At 55.6% G+C, this 17,599-nt stretch carries 7 protein-coding genes; 1 reads left to right on the top strand and 6 read right to left on the bottom strand.

Translation table 11 applies throughout. The annotated features are described in order from the left end of the window. Positions 1-350 precede the first annotated feature (350 nt). Positions 351-1,283, top strand: a complete 933-nt coding sequence (gene dapA / locus HQ37_RS00695) for a 4-hydroxy-tetrahydrodipicolinate synthase (RefSeq protein ID WP_036878975.1) — start codon at positions 351-353, stop codon at positions 1,281-1,283. 11 nt (positions 1,284-1,294) lie between these two features. Here dapA and HQ37_RS00690 read toward each other — a convergent pair whose 3' ends face one another. The 6 genes from HQ37_RS00690 to HQ37_RS00665 all read right to left on the bottom strand — a co-directional run bounded on the left by HQ37_RS00690 (position 1,295) and on the right by HQ37_RS00665 (position 17,289). After that, positions 1,295-3,643, bottom strand: coding sequence for an ATP-dependent helicase (locus HQ37_RS00690; RefSeq protein WP_036878866.1), 2,349 nt, complete (start codon positions 3,641-3,643; stop codon positions 1,295-1,297). Between the two features lie 40 nt (positions 3,644-3,683). Continuing rightward, entirely contained in the window at positions 3,684-5,072 is a 1,389-nt protein-coding gene (locus HQ37_RS00685) for an SWIM zinc finger domain protein (RefSeq protein ID WP_036878864.1), read from the bottom strand. A 15-nt stretch (positions 5,073-5,087) separates the two neighbouring features. Beyond that, positions 5,088-7,940: an excinuclease ABC subunit UvrA gene (uvrA, locus tag HQ37_RS00680; protein WP_036878862.1), complete on the bottom strand. Its 2,853-nt coding sequence runs from the start codon at positions 7,938-7,940 to the stop codon at positions 5,088-5,090. A gap of 225 nt (positions 7,941-8,165) precedes the next feature. Next, positions 8,166-10,454: a BamA/TamA family outer membrane protein gene (locus tag HQ37_RS00675; protein WP_036878972.1), complete on the bottom strand. Its 2,289-nt coding sequence runs from the start codon at positions 10,452-10,454 to the stop codon at positions 8,166-8,168. 463 nt (positions 10,455-10,917) lie between these two features. Next, the gene (locus HQ37_RS00670) at positions 10,918-12,492 is read right to left on the bottom strand and encodes an NAD(P)/FAD-dependent oxidoreductase (protein ID WP_036878860.1); all 1,575 of its coding nucleotides are present in this window, start codon (positions 12,490-12,492) and stop codon (positions 10,918-10,920) included. A gap of 9 nt (positions 12,493-12,501) precedes the next feature. Next, on the bottom strand, positions 12,502-17,289 hold the full coding sequence (locus HQ37_RS00665; RefSeq protein WP_160215054.1) for a translocation/assembly module TamB domain-containing protein: 4,788 nt from the start codon (positions 17,287-17,289) through the stop codon (positions 12,502-12,504). Positions 17,290-17,599: the final 310 nt, after the last annotated feature.

Raw genomic sequence — 17,599 nt, 5'->3', positions numbered from 1 at the left:
TTACAAGATTTTTCGCTGCTACTTATATATCCGAGGATTTCTAACTGAATATCCTTTTGTGCTCCTACTTGAGTCTCCATCGAGGCCCTACTTAGATCTCTATTGAGCTCCTACTTGAGCCTCCAGTGCGATCCTACTTGGGTCTCTGTTGCGATCCTATCGAGAGCTCGATCAAAGGCCTGGGCGATGGTATGAGGAAGTAAGCCTTCTCTTGCAGGCTTTGCTTCGTTTACTTGATATACTGGATGAAAAAAAATACTTTTGCTAGAGCAAGGGTTGCCCCCGCCTGGCTCATCCTCCTCCTTGAGCCCTAGGGAGGCTTTCACTAGACACTTATCCCACGAATGAGCATGATACGTACAGCCCACAAATTCACAGGCATGGGCGTTGCCCTGGTAACGCCCTTCACCCCCGATAGAGGCATTGATTATGAGAGCCTGCGTTCTCTTCTAGAGCACGTCCTCATGGATGGCGCAGCAGACTTCGTCGTCGTGCACGGTACGACGGGCGAGTCGCCCTGCCTGACCCGAGACGAACGCAACGAGGTTACCCGAGTAGTCGTAGAGCAGGTTGCGGGGCGTTGCCCCATCCTGGTAGGTCTCGGGGGCAATGACACCCTCGAGCTTGGCAAGCGATTTGCCGAAGCCCCCACCGAGGGGATAGATGGCTTCCTCTCTGTCGTGCCTTACTACAACAAACCTACGCAGGAGGGGCTCTTCCAGCACTTCTGCCATATCTCCGAACGCTCTCGTCTGCCGATCATCCTCTACAACGTGCCTGGTCGTGTCGGGGTTAATATGATGCCCGAGACGATCATACGCCTGGCCAAGAGCTGTCATAATATCGTTGGGGTCAAGGAGGCCTCTGGTTATGTCATGCAAGCCGAGCAGGTCGTGCAGGCAGGCCTAGGTGATGGCTTCGTAGTCCTCTCGGGCGACGATGCACTGTCGGTGTCTTTCATGCAAAATGGAGCCCGAGGGGTCATTTCCGTTGTGGGGAATGCCTATCCACGCCTCTTCTCCCACTTAATCCATCTAGCCATGCAGGGTGAGTATAACGAGGCAGATATGATCATGACAGCCCTTCGAGAGACTAATGCCCAGCTTTTTGCCAATGGCAATCCCTCGGGCATCAAGGCCTTGCTCTATCAGATGGGTGTCATTCGGCACAACATCCTGCGTCTGCCGCTTGTGCCCACCAGCCGAGAGGTCTATGATGCCTTGGGGGCAGCGCATCAGCGGGTGAAGGACTTTGCCCTGGCCTCATTTCTACCCTGGCCTTAACCCCTATTGGCTTAGTCAAGGGGCTCAAGGCGAGCAAACTGTATCAAGAGCTTCTTGCTGCCTACTTTGTCAAAGGCTACGATGGCCTTGGCATTGTCTCCTAGACCCTCTAGGGCCGTGATCTGTCCATCGCCGAAGATCCGATGGCGTACCCGTCCTCCTACACGTAGGTCTCCGATACGCTCGTGGCTTACCTCTGGCTCGGCATCCTCGCCCGCTACCCTGCGGCCGATGTGTCTGCGCTTACCTCCCGTGGGGCTAGGGGGGAGGAAGCTCTGTGAGGTGAAGTGCTGGGGTAGCTCCGAGGCCATTTGATCTCGGCCATAGCCACGCTGTTGCCTCCATCCACTTCGCTCGAACTCGACCATGGTGTCTATCGAGGCCGAGTTGCGCTTGAGCAGTGCAGGGGGGAGCTCTCTGAGGAAGCGACTGGGTTGGGTATTCTCCGTTCGCCCGTTGCGAAATCGTTGTCTCGCATAGCCCAAGTGGCAAGTCTTCTCGGCTCTTGTAATGGCTACATAGAAGAGCCGCCGCTCCTCCTCCAAGTCCTTCTCCGACTCTACACTCAGTATCGAGGGGAAGAGCATCTCTTCGAGACCTACGATGAAGACATGCTTAAATTCCAATCCCTTGGCCGCATGTATGGTCATCAGGGTAACTCCAGTCTCGGTATGATGCTCCTTTTTGTCTTGATCCGTGAGCAGGGCGATTTCGCTCAGGTATGCCTCTAGGCTAGGCTCTTGTCCCTGCTCCTGGGCATTGCGGCTATATTCCTCGATCCCCGAGAGCATCTCTTTGATGTTCTCTTGACGAGACTTCCCCTCGAGAGAGGTGTCGCTCATCAGATCTACGGGGATGCCTGTGCGGGAGATCATCAGCTGCATCCCCTCGTAGAAGTCCGCTGTGCTCTCGCTCAGGCCTCGCAGTTCAGTGATCAGTGCGGCAAAGCCCGAGAGCTTGCTCTGTGTGGCTCGAGAGATCCCCAGTTCGTAGAGCTCCAGCTCTTGGAGCACCTCCATCAGAGGTTTACCGACTTCGAAGGCCTGCTGACGTAGCTTCGCCATGGTTGTCTCGCCAATGCCTCGACGAGGGTAGTTGATGACCCTGAGCAGGGCCTCCTCGTCGTTGGGATTGACCACTAGGCGCATATAGGCTACGACATCCATGATCTCCTTGTGGTCGAAGAACGATCGGCCACCATAGATGCGAAAGGGGATGCCCGTCCGACGAAAGACCTGCTCGAGGGTACGGCTCTGTACATTCGTTCGGTACAGTACAGCGAATTGGTCATAGGTCGCCCCAGTCTGTCGGCGTAGATCATCAATGCGCTTGCACACCCACGAGGCCTCCATATCGCCCGAGAAGGCTTCATGCAGCTCAATGGCTTCGCCTACCTCGCCTAGGGAGAATACCTCCTTGGGTATCTGGTGTTTATTATGCTGGATCAGTGCCCCAGCTGCCTGCACGATGGTCTGTGAGGAGCGATAGTTCTGCTCTAGCTTGAAAATCTTTGCCCCTGCAAAGGTCTCCCTAAATCGGAGGATATTGTCCAAGTTAGCCCCTCGGAAAGAATATATGCTTTGGGCATCATCGCCCACGACGAAGATATTACCTCGCTCCTGCATCAGCTGCCGAGCGATCATATACTGAGCGAAGTTCGTGTCTTGATACTCGTCAATGAGCAGGTAGTCGATTTGTCCCTGCCAGTAGGCTAGTACATCAGGATGATTGCGCAGGAGGATATTGATCTCGAAGAGTAAGTCATCAAAGTCCATAGCATTGCTCTGCTTGAGCTCCTGGGTATAGCGAGCATAGATCTCCCACAGCCTTCCTAGCCCCGCCTTGGCATCCAGGCGGAGGTATTCGACATTAGCTCGGTAGGCCTCGGGCGAGATGAGTCTATTCTTCGCCCGAGAGATAGCCCCAGCGACAGCATTAGGCTTATAGACCTTGTCGTCTAGAGACATTTGCTTGATAATGGCCTTGATACGATTTTTACTATCCGAGCTATTATAGACTGAGAATGACGGAGAGTAGCCCAAGAGCGAGGCATGCTGCCTAAGGATGCTGAGGAAGATCGAGTGGAAAGTCCCCATCCTAAGTCTTCGGGCTGCAGGACCGATGATGAGCTCGATGCGCTGGCGCATCTCCCGAGCAGCCTTGTTCGTGAAAGTGAGGGCCATCAGCCTCGAGGGGTCGTAGCCTAGGCGTATGAGGTGCAGGATCTTATAGACCAAGACACGGGTCTTGCCACTGCCTGCCCCCGCAATTACTAGGGCAGGACCATCGTTGTATTCTACTGCCGCTCTTTGGGCAGCATTGAGTTCGTTGGGATAGTCTTCGTTGGGGAAGAGGTGCATAGGGTAAATACAGGGATCATATAAAAAATCAGGCCAAGGTCTACAGATGAGCTAGGCGTTGGCGTAGAGCCTCCGTGGCTGCTTCGTCAGTGAGGACTTCGACCAGTAGGCGGAGCAGCTGATCGATCTTCTCCTGTCCAGCCGAGAGGCTGCCACTTTGTTGCGTGGGCAGAGTCTCCGAGAGGCTTAGGGCTGAGAGATCAATATCCCTATGCAGGGTGATGCACAAGAAGGTGAAGCGCTGTAGCTCCTCAGGGATATTGCTCCCATCGTCATACAGGGGGAATAGGGGGCGATAGGTGTGGATAAACTTGTAGAAGGGCCCTATCACAAAGGGATTGATATGCTGTAGGATGGAGGACAGCTGGACGGGTGTCAGCTTGCGCATCGTCTCGATACGCATGTATAAATGTCGAATGGCTATGCGCTTGACAGCGAGAGAGACGGGGTTCTTCCATTCCTTCAGTGGATCGGCATTGTCCACATAGATGAAGGAGCAAGTAGGGTGATCACTGCTCGAGATCTGAACGAAGTGCTCGGCCGAGAGTACCGAGATCGGTAGCTGCTGTAGCTCCTCATAGCCAGCGAAGATAGACTGCCATTGGTGTACCTCTACATCGGTCTCAACAATGACATAACCAGGGGAGATCTCCTCCTCACCGAGGTAGGTCTCCTCGATGAGCCGAGCGATCAGATGGATGAAGACGGGGTGCCTACGTCCGACGATGAGGCCGTAGCCTCGGTAGCTGAGGTTATAAAGTAGTCGTTCAATGCTCTCTAAAGAAGGGTTGGGACTTATTCTATTCCAAGGAATTGATCTTTCTGGATGTGTAGTCTCGAGCTCGTGCCGGCAGCGTAGGACGGCTACTCGCTCTGAGACATAGCCCTGCACATCCTCGTAGCACCGGAAGTCCGAGGATATGGCACTGGCCCTGCGGCAGATCTCTGAGAGGTGGATATAGTTGTGCTCAGGCAGTACACCTTGCTCGTCGAAGTATTGTCTGCGCAGTTGGAGGTATTGCTCTACATGCTGCTCGCCGACACGCATGCGCACACTTCGTCCGCCTTTGTAGCTGACGTAGATAGAGCTGTAGGGTGGGTTGTAGGTCATTCCTGCCCAGGGGTAGCCTGGGACATGCGTTTGCAGGTAGAGGGACACCGCCTCGAGGTGCTTGCAAGTACCTAGGCCATTGGTACGGAAGTCTAGGCAGGAACAGAAGTTGCGATCGCTACGCACACCCCGGAAGGCAATACGGTATCTGCCTGTCGAGCTGCTGACCAGATAGTCCCCCCAGATGCGGTTATTGTCCAGGTGCTCAACTGAGAAGTTTGCGTCTCGTGCATGCTCCTGTCTCAGGGCAACTTGCCACTCCTCGATGGTCATGTGCTCGGGACAGATCTTGTTAGATAAACGGCTCTCGATCGTCATAATTTAGTGTCGGTATTATGTTGTTTTATGGGTATGGGTCGTGGTGTAGGTACGCTCAAGCTCAGCCTTGAGATACTGGGCTGTAGGGCTATCGGGGCACTGACATAGCCCCTCGGGTACTCCTGAGTAGATCAATTGCCCTCCCTCGTTGCCTCCGTCTGGGCCAATCTCGATCACTCTGTCGGCACACTTGACTACATCGAGGTTGTGCTCGATCACGAGTACAGTATTACCTCGGTCTACAAGCCGGTTGAGGATGCCCATGAGCACTCGTATATCCTCGAAGTGAAGTCCAGTAGTAGGCTCGTCTAGGATGTATAGTGTGCGCCCTGTATCTCGCTTAGCGAGTTCAGAGGCGAGCTTGATCCGTTGGCTCTCTCCCCCTGAGAGAGTCGTAGAGGGCTGGCCGAGGGTAAGGTAACCCAGCCCCACCTCTTGCAGGACTAGGAGCTTCTTGAGGATATGAGGGACGTGCTCAAAAAACTCGACTGCTCGGTTGATCGTCATATCTAGCACGTCGGCAATGGACTGGCCTTTGAAGCGAACCTCCAGGGTCTCCCTATTGTAACGCTTGCCGTGGCATCCTTCACAAGGGGCTAGAACATCGGGCAAGAAGTTCATCTCGATCGTCTTGTAGCCATTGCCTCGGCAGATCTCACACCTCCCACCCGATACATTGAAGGAGAAGCGTCCTGGCTTATAACCACGCATCTTGCTCTCTGCTAGCCCGACGAATAAATTGCGAATATCAGTAAAGACCCCCGTATAAGTAGCGGGATTGCTTCGAGGCGTGCGGCCAATGGGCGATTGATCTACGGAGATCACCTTGTCGAGGTGCTCTAGACCATGAATAGCCTTTACGGGTAGAGGATCTTCGAGGGAGCGGTAGAGCCGTTGGCTCAGAGCAGGGTAGAGGGTCTTGTTGATCAGCGTACTCTTGCCACTACCTGAGACCCCAGTGATGCAAGTCAGAGTACCTAGGTCGATGGTTACACTGAGGTCTTTGAGATTGTGCCCGCTAGCTCCTTCAATAGAGAGTTGTAACCCATTGCCTGGGCGGCGTGTTTCTGGAGGTGTGATGGCGCATTTTCCTGTGAGATACTTGGCTGTCAAGGTGCCCGCATGGAGCATCTCCTCCGCACTTCCCTCGAAGACCACTCTGCCGCCGAGACGACCTGCCCCTGGGCCCATATCGATGATATGATCGGCCTCGAGCATCATATCACGGTCGTGCTCTACGACAATGACAGTATTGCCAAGATCTCTGAGCTTCTTGAGCGAACGGATAAGGCGCATATTGTCCCTCTGGTGTAGGCCAATACTTGGCTCGTCAAGGATGTATAACACCTCGACCAGTTGAGTCCCGATCTGTGTGGCTAGGCGAATGCGCTGGCTCTCTCCTCCTGAGAGGGTATCGGCCGAGCGAGAGAGGGAGAGGTAGCCCAGGCCTACATCTAGGAGGAAGCTCAGGCGAGTACGAATTTCTTTGAGGATCTCGCGGGCGATAATGCGCTGCTCGGGCTCTATACGTTCCTCAAGCCCCTCGAGCCAAGATCCGAGGGCTGAGAGCTCCATCGCCCCGACATGGCCAATATGCTTGCCATCGATTAAGTAATGCAGGGCTTCCTGAGAGAGGCGTGTCCCATCGCATTCAGGGCAAGTCTCCGCCTTCATGTACTGCTGTGCCCATTTCTTGGCGTTATAGTCCCACTCCTCTCCACTAAGCTCCTCAAGATAAGCCCCAAGCCCCTCATAGGGCAGGCTCATCTCTCCTAGGCCATAAAACTCCTTGGTGTCTATCATTAGAGGCTCTTCTGTCCCTTCGAGCAGCTCACCGATGAGCCCCTCGGGCAGACTCTCGATAGGGGCTTTGATGTCAGCCTCATGACGCTCAAAGAGAGCTTCGATCTTACGAAAGAGTAGCGTCTTCTTGTGCTTACCCAGGGGGATGATCCCTCCCTTGTACACGCTGAGCTTGGGGTCGGGGATGATGGCCTCGATGTCGGGGATATTGACGCTGCCAATGCCTCGGCAGCGAGGACAATAGCCATTGGGAGAGTTGAAGGAGAAGTTATGTGGCGCAGGATCGGGGTAGGATATGCCTGTCTTTGGACACATGAGGTTGCGACTGTAGTAGCTGATCCGTCCGCTCTCTGCATCCATTACCATGACGATGCCGTCGCCCTCCTTCATAGCCAGTCTGAGGCTCGAGGCGATGCGATCTCGTTTGTTTGCTGAGATCTGTAGCTTGTCGGTCTGTACCTCTACGCTGTGCATTCGGTAGCGGTCGAGCTTCATGCCATAGACGATCTCTCGCATTTGGCCATCGATACGTACGTGTAAATAGCCCTTCTTGCGAAGTTTCTCGAAGAGCTCCTTGTAATGCCCCTTGCGCTGGCGCACTACGGGGGCAAGCAGGAGCACTCGCCTCTGATCGTATTGCTCGAGCAGGAGATCAAGGATCTGTGCTTCGCTGTAGCGTACCATGGGTAACTTCGAAGCATATGATATGGCTGTGCCTGCACGAGCGTAGAGCAGGCGAAAGAAGTCATAGATCTCTGTTACCGTCCCGACTGTGGAGCGAGGGTTGCGATTTGTCGTCTTCTGATCTATCGAGATCACAGGAGCTAAGCCGCTGATCTCCTCTACATCGGGTCGCTCCATCCCTCCGCCGAGGAAGCTACGAGCATAGGAGCTAAAGGTCTCGATATAACGACGCTGCCCCTCTGCGAATATCGTATCGAAGGCAAGAGAAGACTTCCCACTTCCACTCAGTCCGGTAAGCACTGTGAGCGAATGGCGAGGGATGTGTGCATCAATATTTTTAAGATTGTGCACCTTAGCCCCATGTATGTTGATGTCCTGCATATTAGCGAAATCCTCGTGGTAATATACGGTTGTTGTCAGGTGAATATAAAATAGAAGTAGGCCTTAAACCTGGATAAATACATCTGTTCCTTGGATCATAGCTACAAGGTACTAGACAGACACAAAGATATAGTTTTCTCGCCAATCAAGCTGTGTCCTAGCTTTGTCTAAATGGAGTGGGCTATATGCCTTCTCTCCATTGCCCCGAATACTTGAGATATGATGCTAGAAAGGATATCCTAGAGCAAAGTGGAAGGAGAGTAGATCGCCTAAAGGTTTATAGCCCAAGACCCAACGGCGGTCTCTGTGCTCCTGAGGCGAATGGATCTTGAGCCCGGTGTCGAAGCGCAGGAGGAAGAAGTCAAAGTCCCACCTCAGACCCATCCCTGCCGAGAGAGCAATCTCTTTGTAGAAGCGGTCGAAGCGAAACTCGCCTTGGGGTTGGTTTTCGTATCGCCTCAGCGTCCAGATATTCCCCGCATCGGCAAAGAGGGCGAGCTCTATTGACCGAGTAACCCGGGCCCTGTATTCTGCACTGAGCTCGAGTTTGAGATCGCCCACACGATCGAAGATAGACTGCTGCTGATCCAGTGGTACGCTCCCTGGCCCGAGGCTGCGCACGCTCCAGCCTCGGATGCTATTTGCTCCACCGGCGAAGTAGCGTAGGTCGATCGGTAGGATGTGAGAGTTGCCATAGGGGAGGATGGCTCCGAGAGCAATGTGTCCAGCCCATGCCCTGCGGGCCGAGAGGCGATGCAGGATGCTGTAGTCAAACTCACCCTTGACGAACTGGGCGAAGTTCGTCTTGAGCAGTGAATAAGCCCCATATTTGTCCTGTCCACTCCCCATCAGTCGAGAGAGTCCATAGAGCAGAGCCCCTGCGGACTGTACATGCAGGCGGAGGTCGTGAGAGGTCCGAGACCAAAGGTAGCGGTAGTCCTTCTGCGAATTGTAGTTGAAGGTATAGGCCGCCCCGACGACGAACTGATCCCGATAGTGCAAGAGCTGCGTAATGATAGGCATCGAGTTGCGGAAGGCCTCGTCAATATAGCCGAAGTGCATATAATCAACCTCCAGCAGCTTGAGTTGGTGGCGTGAGGCCGAGCCGCCATAACGCTGTAGGGTATAGCCCAAAGAGGCAGAGAGGAGGTTGCGGTTGAACTCTGGACGGCGATTGTAGTCGTAGCTTAGGCGCAGATCCGTCGAGACCCTCATCTGTCGAAGGGCCTTTATCCCCTTGAGCCCAAAGGGTGTGAGGGCACGGGGGAAGCGTATCGAGCTCTCGAAACCATAGCTCAGATGGTCGTTTCGCTCCTGCCTTAAGTTCTCATACCCCACACGGGCCACTAGGGTTAGCTCTTCGGCTGCGGAGAAGAGGTTATTGTGCTTGAAGGTTAGCGAGCTGATCGCCCCAAGATTGCCCGAGGAATGTGTCCCGACGGCGTCGATAGTGAACTCTTTGCTGCGCTCCGCCCCCGTGCTGATCTCACAATGAAGCAGCCGCTCCCCCTCGGAGGAGAGGGAGTCTGAGACAAAGCGGATATTGATATCTCTGAGAGCCCCAAGGTCTGAGAGTGCCGAGTAGGTTCGCTGGTTATACTCTTGGCTGTATAGCTGTCCAGGGAGCACCCAAAGCCGATTGAGCAGAGCCTGGGGCTTGAGGTAACGCTCTCGGGGAACGTAGATCGAGATCCCTTGGCCAGTGAGTGAGTCTACCCCCGGATCTCTAGGCTGCACCCCGCCATGCAGCAGTCGCACCGAAGCAATACGATAGGCGGGCACGAGGCTGTCTAGACGGGTGTGCACCCAAACTTCTTGCCTCTCGAGGGTATCGACCTCGAAGCGAATATGATCCTCTCTAAGCCCCCAATAGCCTCGATTGCGTAGGATGAGCACGAGACGACGACGCTCGGCCTCGAGCAGGTTGGGGGAGAACCTCACCCCCGAGTCTAATAGACTGGCATAGCGTTCGCGACTGCTGAGACGCTTGGCTGCAAGGGTGTCTGTCGGATGGATGAGGCTGTCCATCTCTTGCGAGGCGATGCTCTGATAGGCCCGAGAAATAAGGAACGGCTCTCCTGGGTCGAGGTGATAGGTGAGGCTGGCCCGTTTATCCCTCAGCGTGTCGATGGAGAGGGAGACTTTGGCATTGAGGTAGCCTGCATTGTAGAGGGCTGTAGTTAGATTGAGGCGGCTATACTCAGCCTCCTCGGGGTTGAGTATGACGGGAGGGCTACCCAGGCGTCTGAGGTTTCTATTGATGAAGCTATTGCTCTTCAGATCGCTCAGATTGTATATCCCTAAGCTCCAGTTGAAGAGCCCGAAGAGCCTATGATTTGGCTGCTGGGCAATGTAGCTGGTATATTCGTCGAGATGCAGCTCCCCCTCCCTAGCCTGCGTGAGGCGTACCTGGGTGAGCAGACGCTCTCCCTGGCCTACGTAGCGAGTAGGGCTGCAGCTCCCGAGGCTGAGCAGCCCGATGCAGAGCAATAATTTGTATCCGAATGAGGTCATGATGGCTCTCTTGATCTGTGCCTGCAAAGGTACGACAATCGAGGCTTGGAGCGAAGCCCTCTCATCTCTAAAGGAGGCTGTGTGCAGGAGAACGTTGAAGGATCTATGTTGGCTAAGCCGTTTATAGAAGCTCAGTCGAGGGTTAAGTAGGACTTCGATAGAGGTCTAAGTAGGCTCGCAGGTGAGACCCAAATAGGATCTCTGGTGAAGTATAAGTAGGACTTCAATTGAGGTTTAAGTAGGGACTCAGGTGTGGTATAGATAGGACCGGAAGAGAGCTATAAAGGATGCAATAGAGGGGTTGGTAGAGTAGAAACAAATCCCCCGATAGGGGCTCAACTGAGCCCCTATCGGGGGATTTGTCGTGATGGGGATCGGATACCCCTCCCCGATGAGGCAGAGGGCTGCTCCCATGGACTAGAGGCAGTCTCTTGGATGGGAGAAGGCTGATCCCTGAGACAAATTAGCCGAGGAGCGTAGCAGCGAGGGCCGTAGCGGCATTCTCCCCATCGATAGCTGCCGAGACGATGCCACCAGCATAGCCAGCCCCTTCACCCGCAGGGTAGAGCCCCTCAAGGGTTAGGTGTTGGTAGCTCTCCGTATCTCGGGGGATGCGTACGGGCGCAGAGGTTCGGCTCTCCACCCCGATCAGTTGCGCCTCCTCCGTCATGAAGCCTGGGGTCATACGGTCGAAGGCCCTAAAACCCTCCCTCAGACGCGTCGTGATGTAGTCAGGCATCCATTCACAGAGATTGCTCGAGGTCAGACCTATATTGTATGAGGTACTGGGTAGTGAAGACGAGGGTCGAGAGGCAACAAAGTCGGTGAGCCTCTGCGCTGGGGCACGTAGGCTTCGCTCAGCAGCTTCGTAGCTCTTGCGTTCGAAGTGCTCACACCAGTGCATCAAGGCCAGGGGTGAATGAGGATCATCAACCGCTATGTCTGTACGGGCAATATCTTGTGGATGGAGCTCTACGACCATACCCGAGTTCGCCCACTTCGAACCTCTATTGGCTGGGGACATCCCATTGACCACTGTTTGCTCGGGGGCTGTGGAGGCAGGCACGACGAAGCCCCCAGGGCACATGCAGAAGCTATACACCCCTCGTCCCTCTACTTGAGCCTTGTAGACGTATTCGGCAGGCGGTAGGTATTGCCCTCGACCCATGGGGTTATGGTAGCGGATCTGATCGATGAGGCTCTGAGGATGTTCGAGGCGTACTCCAACGGCGATGGGCTTAGCCTCCAAGAGAACGCTCTCCGCATGTAGATGCTCGTAGACATCCCGAGCCGAGTGGCCCGTGGCCAGCAGTACTGGCCCGTGCAGACATTTGCCCGTAGAGGTCTCGATGCCGCACACCCGACCATGCTCGATCAGGAGGCGATCCATACGGGTATTGAAGTGTACCTCTCCGCCAGAGGAGATGATCTGCTCTCGGATCTGCTTGATGATCTTGGGCAGCTTATCCGTCCCTATGTGCGGATGAGCATCAATGAGGATCTTCGGGTCAGCCCCATACTTACAGAACAGGCGAAGCACCTTCTCGACACTGCCACGCTTCTTGCTGCGAGTATAGAGCTTACCATCTGAGAAAGCCCCAGCACCGCCCTCCCCATAGCTGTAGTTGCTCTCCGCATCTACGAGCCCAGTCTTGTGTATCTGAGACAGCGTGCGACGTCTCGACATGACCTCCTCCCCACGCTCGACGACTATGGGGCGGACACCTAGCTCCACCAGGCGTAGAGCTGCGAAGAGGCCACAAGGGCCTGCCCCTACAACGACAGCCTCAGGAGCGGAGGAGACATCGCCATAGACGAGGTCGGAGAAGTCATCCTCCTGTGGTTTCTCTCCAGGGCCATAGACATCGACACCAAGGTTGATGAAGATATTCCTCTGGCGGGCATCGACACTGCGGCGTCTGATCTGTATAGAGCTGATCTCGTCGATGCTCATGCGCAGGTGGCGAGCCGCATATTTGCGGATGATGGCATCCGAAGATGCTTCCTCGGGGCTGAGTCTTAGTTGTATCTGTTGCATAGTTGTTCCTTAATCTTCTTCGGTTGATTGTTCGCTAGTCGTGCGGGTACTACGCCTTCTCCAGGGCCACAGATCGGCCAATGTACGGAGCTTGCGACGCAGGATGTAGCCGACACCTGTCTCAGAGTATTCACCCTCGAGGATGTCGTCGGTGATGCGCTTGTGGTAGAGACGCAGATGCTGATGCCCAGCCTTGTCTAGCTGATATTCGACAGCGATATTGTCGATGAACTGCTGCTGGGCATTCGAGGCCTCCTGCCCACTCTGTACCTTGCCTCCGACGACGATGCGCAGGCGGTCGTTGTAGAAGCGTCGAGAGAAGCTATAGATATAGTTCGTATAGCGCATGCCCCCATCGCTGCCGTCAGAGTGCTCTAGGCCTAGGTTCAGATCTGTCCCCTGGAGCAGATCGCCTGCGGCCTTATTGATCTGCGACTGTAGGAGGGCACTTAGGGCATTGTCGAAGTTGAATTTTGCCCCTGCTCCTCCATCTGCTAGGTAAACCCCCGTGGCTAGCAGTCCAATGGCCTGCTTGCCTCGCTCTTCCTGCGACATCGCCAAGAGGCTATTCTGCACGCTGAGGTTCTCTGGAGCGGAGAGGTCAAAGCTCAGGTTAATTCGCTCAACATGATCCTCTGCTCGGATGCCGACGAGGAAGTTCACCCGCTGAGTTCTCCCTCCAGCCTCTGTTACGGTAGACTTGACCCGCTGCGAGGCCGAGAAGTAGACATAGGGATTGCTCATCTCTCCATTCCAGCTGAGGTAACCCGAGGGATCGATTGAGAAGGTACGTGTACCGATCAGAGGCATCGTGTAGCGCAGCTCCCCACCTCCACTCATGTTGTACCTGCCCACCAAGCGCATATCGCCATAGGGAGGGATGCTGAGCTGTAGATTGCCCCCGCCCTGGATGCGCATGTAGTCTCGACCTGCAGCCCCCAGATCTACACCGAAGCGCACTGTCGGGTCAATATCTATCCCGAGGCGGACATCCAGCCCCCCGAGGTTCTTCACTTCCTGTACCTTCTCGGCAAAGAGGGTATCGGTCAGATCGACGAATCGCACGAGGTCATCGAGCCTATTCTCCTCCTGCAGTAGACCCTCGCGGAAGATGTAGGTGCAGTTCGTTCCACTCAGCAGGGTAAGCCCCCCTCGCACCTCCAAGGCTTCGGCTGCTCCCTTGAGCGTCATGTCCGCACTGGCGAGCAAACGGCCGTAGAGGAGCTGGTCGCCCCCTCGAGGTTCTCGTTCGTCTAGCAGAGTGATCTCTTTAGCCTGTAGTCTGAGATCTGTCTCTGCCATCCGCTCCCCCAATACCTCAACAGAGCCGTCGATATAGATCGGGTGGAGGCTGTCCACCTGAGAGCGCAAAGCATAGCGATCGAAGTGTAGCTGAGTGCCCTCGAAGCGCAGAGGACGGTCGTCCATGCGTAGACGTGTGGCATACTCTTGTAGGTAGATCGAGCCTGCACTTGAGGTCAATGTGCCACTGAGGCGTGGGTCGGAGACTTTGCCCGAGAGAGCGAGAGAGCCATCGAGCTTACCCTCGAGGTGAAGCTTGAAGGCGGAGAGGAAGGGATTGGCGAGCTCGAGCGGAAGGCGTTCGAGTGTCAAGTCCCCCTCGATCTGCTCATGAGCCTCATCGGGGTAATAGATCGCATGGAGCGAGAGGAGCGGATCGCCCGAATAGCCGACCTCGGCCGTTAGGTAGTGAGAGCTGTTGTTGCGAGGCTCGTAGAAGAGGGCGGAGTTGAAGTGTCCGAGGGGTTTGCCCTCATAGATGAGCTCCGAGACAGAGAGATCCCCTGTGATGGCTGGCTGCTGGTCTAGGTCTCCCCTGCGTAGATAGCGCAGGTCTGCATAGACTATCCCACTGACCTCGGGGAGGCCGAGCTCTCGAAGATCCTGTAGCCTGAGCTGCCTTACGATGAGGTTGAGATCTTGCACCTCGGGTGAGGTATCTTTGCTCTTGAGGGAGAGGAATGTCCCCCCCTGGCCCTTGAGGCTAAGATCGGCCGAGAGCGTCTTACTCTGCCTGTTGAGGGCAATCAGGTTGTCAGGGTTTGCCTCTAGAGTTTGATAGGACAGACGTACCTTGGGCTCAAGCAGGCGAAGCGCATACCGATCCCCGAGCCAGGCTGCTCCAAGCGATAGGCTGTGTATTGGCCGCTCGTCGGCATCGGTCATAGAGCCACTGAGCTCCATACGCTGGAGGTTGAGGTATAAGTTACTCTTGACGACGAAGGCCTTGCTATTTCGATAGTAGGGCTTGTCTACATAGAGGTGTAGGCAAAGTGCACTGGGGTCGATGATCGGTCTACTTGCTCGACCTCGGGCGAGCGAGCCCCTTAGCCCTCCTCGAGGGGCTCGCTCACTCGCAAGGCTATCCAGCCCCATGCGCCAGGGGTGCTCTAGGGTGCTGAGATCCAGCTTCGCAGAGCGGATGCGTAGGGTATCTAGACGCAGATCGCTCAGATGCAGATACCCAGAGAGCCCAGAGGCTGCACCAGTAGATAGCTCTCCCTCGAGGGCTGCAAGGGCAATGCGATGGCGAGCTAAGTAAGGGCGTAGGGCATGCTCCCGACCCATCTTGAGGCTTGCCTGCATGGGGGGCAGTTCTGAGAGGAGCTGTGAGAGTGTAGCCTCGCTAGGTCGTCCTTCCACTAGACTAGAGAAGACTGGCTGCCACTGAAGACTCAGCCGATCGAGGTCAAGACTGAGGGCATCGAGACCTCTGTCGAGGCGGATCTTCACCTCCAGCTCTCCTGAGCTCAGACGGGCCGATACCCCCCTGGCCGAGGTCTCGGCCTTGAAGAGGATCGCTTGGGTGGAGATCGCCTCGCTGCCCCAGTGCATACGTGCATCACTGAGGCTAGCGGAGAACTGATGCCCCTGTTTCATATCGCTGCGCAGCTCCCCCTCGAGGCGAAAGCGAGCGTCCATAGGCATATCCACCCCGCCCAGAGCTCCCAGGTCTATTTCTCTGCCATCGATGGCAATGCCACTGTAGAGCCATCCGTCGCTAAGCAGGCCATCCATCTGTAGGCCGAGGTCTAGCCCAGCGTTGTTGCTATTGACGGAGAGCGAGAGAGCCCCCGAGGCTAGCTCTCCGTCGATCGAGATGCTGTCCAGGTCTAGCCGTCCGTATTGCAGCCGCCGTAAGCGCCCCCGTAGCTGCGCTTGCGTTCGGGTATCGAAGAGGTCAATGCCTCGGCCACTGAGCTCGAGACTCCCCTCCAGCAGGCCGATCGAGTCCCTCGGCATATAGTGTCTGAGATCTAGCTTCTCGATTTCGACCCGCCCGTCGTAGTGATGTCCCTGGGCCTTGTAATGCCCCTCGAGTTCGATCCTCGCCTCATCCTCCTGGCCGTAGAGCTCTAGGCTGTAATCACCTCGCTTGGCTTTGATCTGGCCCTCGATGCGCATATCCTCGGGCAGGCGGTAGCTCTCGAAGAGTTTGGGGGCAAATAGCTCGGCCAATGTGGGCAGATACTCGCCTGAATGGAGGCTCAGCTGCACAAATCCCGAGGTCTCCTCGGGGCGATGCACCTGCTCAAGCTGTCCCACAAGCGAAGCCTCTAAGATCTTAGGCCAATGGATACTCCCCCGATCCAGGGACAGGGTGGCGAGCGAACCCGAGACCTGGAGATCCAGGTCGAGTGTCGAGGCTCTCCGCCAATAGGCCGACCTACGCCAACGCTCTGCCCCCTCGAACCCCTCTAGCCGCCCAGCGGAGAAGACCATGAGATCGGCCAGGGCAAGACGCCCTCGCAACTGCATCCCCAGCTTAGTCTCGGGATCTAGATCGAGGACCCTCCACGGCAGGCTCACCTCGCCCTCGAGCTGGGAGTGCTCTGTGCCGAGGCTCAGATCCTCGAGCTTGATGCCGAGACTGTCCTGCGCATACCGCAGCGAGAGGTTCTTGAGGTGAAGGCCACTGCGCTCCTTGGCCTCCCCCCCGCAGAGGTGAAGCTGTAGCCGAGAGCCCTCAGAGATCATATCTTGAGCTTGAAGGTAAATGCCCGTTAGCTCTATAGCCCCAGGATCCAGGTAACCGACTGGACGCTCCGCTTCGTGGGTGTTGTAGCAAAGCGATGGAGCACTTAGGGAGAGGCTTGCCAACTCGAAGTGCATTCGCTCGAGATCAGCCTGGAGCTGTCCTAGACTAAGAGAGCGAACGTAAGTTGAGAGCTGGAGACTGTCCAGCGGCAGATGCATCTCGATCGAGGTGTCGCTGAGCTGGATCTCTTCGGCCAAGATACGCCAGGGAATGGAGGGGAGCTCCTCCTCTGTTGAGGATGGGGCTACGGAATAATAATGCACATAGCCACCCTCAAGCGCAAAGCGAGAGAGGCGAACAAGTCCCTCGTCGGGCAATACCCGAAGGTCATCGGCACTCAGACGCTCGAGGCGCAGCTGTGTGCTTCCCAAACTCGCACTGTCTACCAGGCGCAAGCGGAGTTGCTCGACCTCGGCCCGAGGGCAAACGACTCTACCCCGCAGCAGGGGGATCGCAGAGACGGAGAGGCGAAGAGAACCCAGGTGCGCCAGAGTATCTTCGGGGGCGGCAACTACGTTCAGATTGCGCATGCTCACCGAAAGCGGGAAGCTAAGCCGTAGTCGCTCCAGGCTGACAGGCATGCCGATTTGCTCTGTGAGCTTGTCGGAGGCTAAGCGTACAGCCTGATCCTGAACGTAAGGGATGTACAATAGGCCTGCCACCAAGAGTACCAGGACTACGGGCAGCAATATGAGGGTCAAGATGACCCATTTGAGGAGCTTTCTCTTGTTTATCATTGTCGCTACAAATATAGCGAAATCGACGCTTTGCCTCTCTGCCTCTGCGCCCTCGAGCTCTGAGGCGGCCCAATGCACTGGAGGTAATATCAGCTCGATAAGGCATCTGGAGTAGATCTTTGCAAGGGACATTGAGTCTTTCCTGCGCAGCCATTTATATCTCTATTGCAATCCTATCTTGGACCTCGATGGAGCTCCTACTTAAGTCTCATCTGCGATCCTACTTAGACCTCAGTGGAGATCCTATTTGGGTCTCACCTGCGAGCCTATCGAGAGGTCATCTGTAGCCTGGGGAGAGCCTATTCTGTGA

Source organism: Porphyromonas sp. COT-239 OH1446 (genome assembly GCF_000768875.1).
In the GTDB taxonomy this organism is placed as follows: Bacteria; Bacteroidota; Bacteroidia; order Bacteroidales; family Porphyromonadaceae; genus Porphyromonas.
Note: the sequence above shows the minus strand (reverse complement) of the source record. Positions and strands in the feature narration are given on the sequence as shown.

Bases quoted from the DNA above. Each gene is read 5' to 3' on its own strand.
- HQ37_RS00665 (WP_160215054.1), bottom strand. From the start codon at position 17,289: ATGATAAACAAGAGAAAGCTCCTCAAATGGGTCATCTTGACCCTCATA.
- dapA (WP_036878975.1), top strand. From the start codon at position 351: ATGATACGTACAGCCCACAAATTCACAGGCATGGGCGTTGCCCTGGTA.
- HQ37_RS00690 (WP_036878866.1), bottom strand. From the start codon at position 3,643: ATGCACCTCTTCCCCAACGAAGACTATCCCAACGAACTCAATGCTGCC.
- uvrA (WP_036878862.1), bottom strand. From the start codon at position 7,940: ATGCAGGACATCAACATACATGGGGCTAAGGTGCACAATCTTAAAAAT.
- HQ37_RS00675 (WP_036878972.1), bottom strand. From the start codon at position 10,454: ATGACCTCATTCGGATACAAATTATTGCTCTGCATCGGGCTGCTCAGC.
- HQ37_RS00685 (WP_036878864.1), bottom strand. From the start codon at position 5,072: ATGACGATCGAGAGCCGTTTATCTAACAAGATCTGTCCCGAGCACATG.
- HQ37_RS00670 (WP_036878860.1), bottom strand. From the start codon at position 12,492: ATGCAACAGATACAACTAAGACTCAGCCCCGAGGAAGCATCTTCGGAT.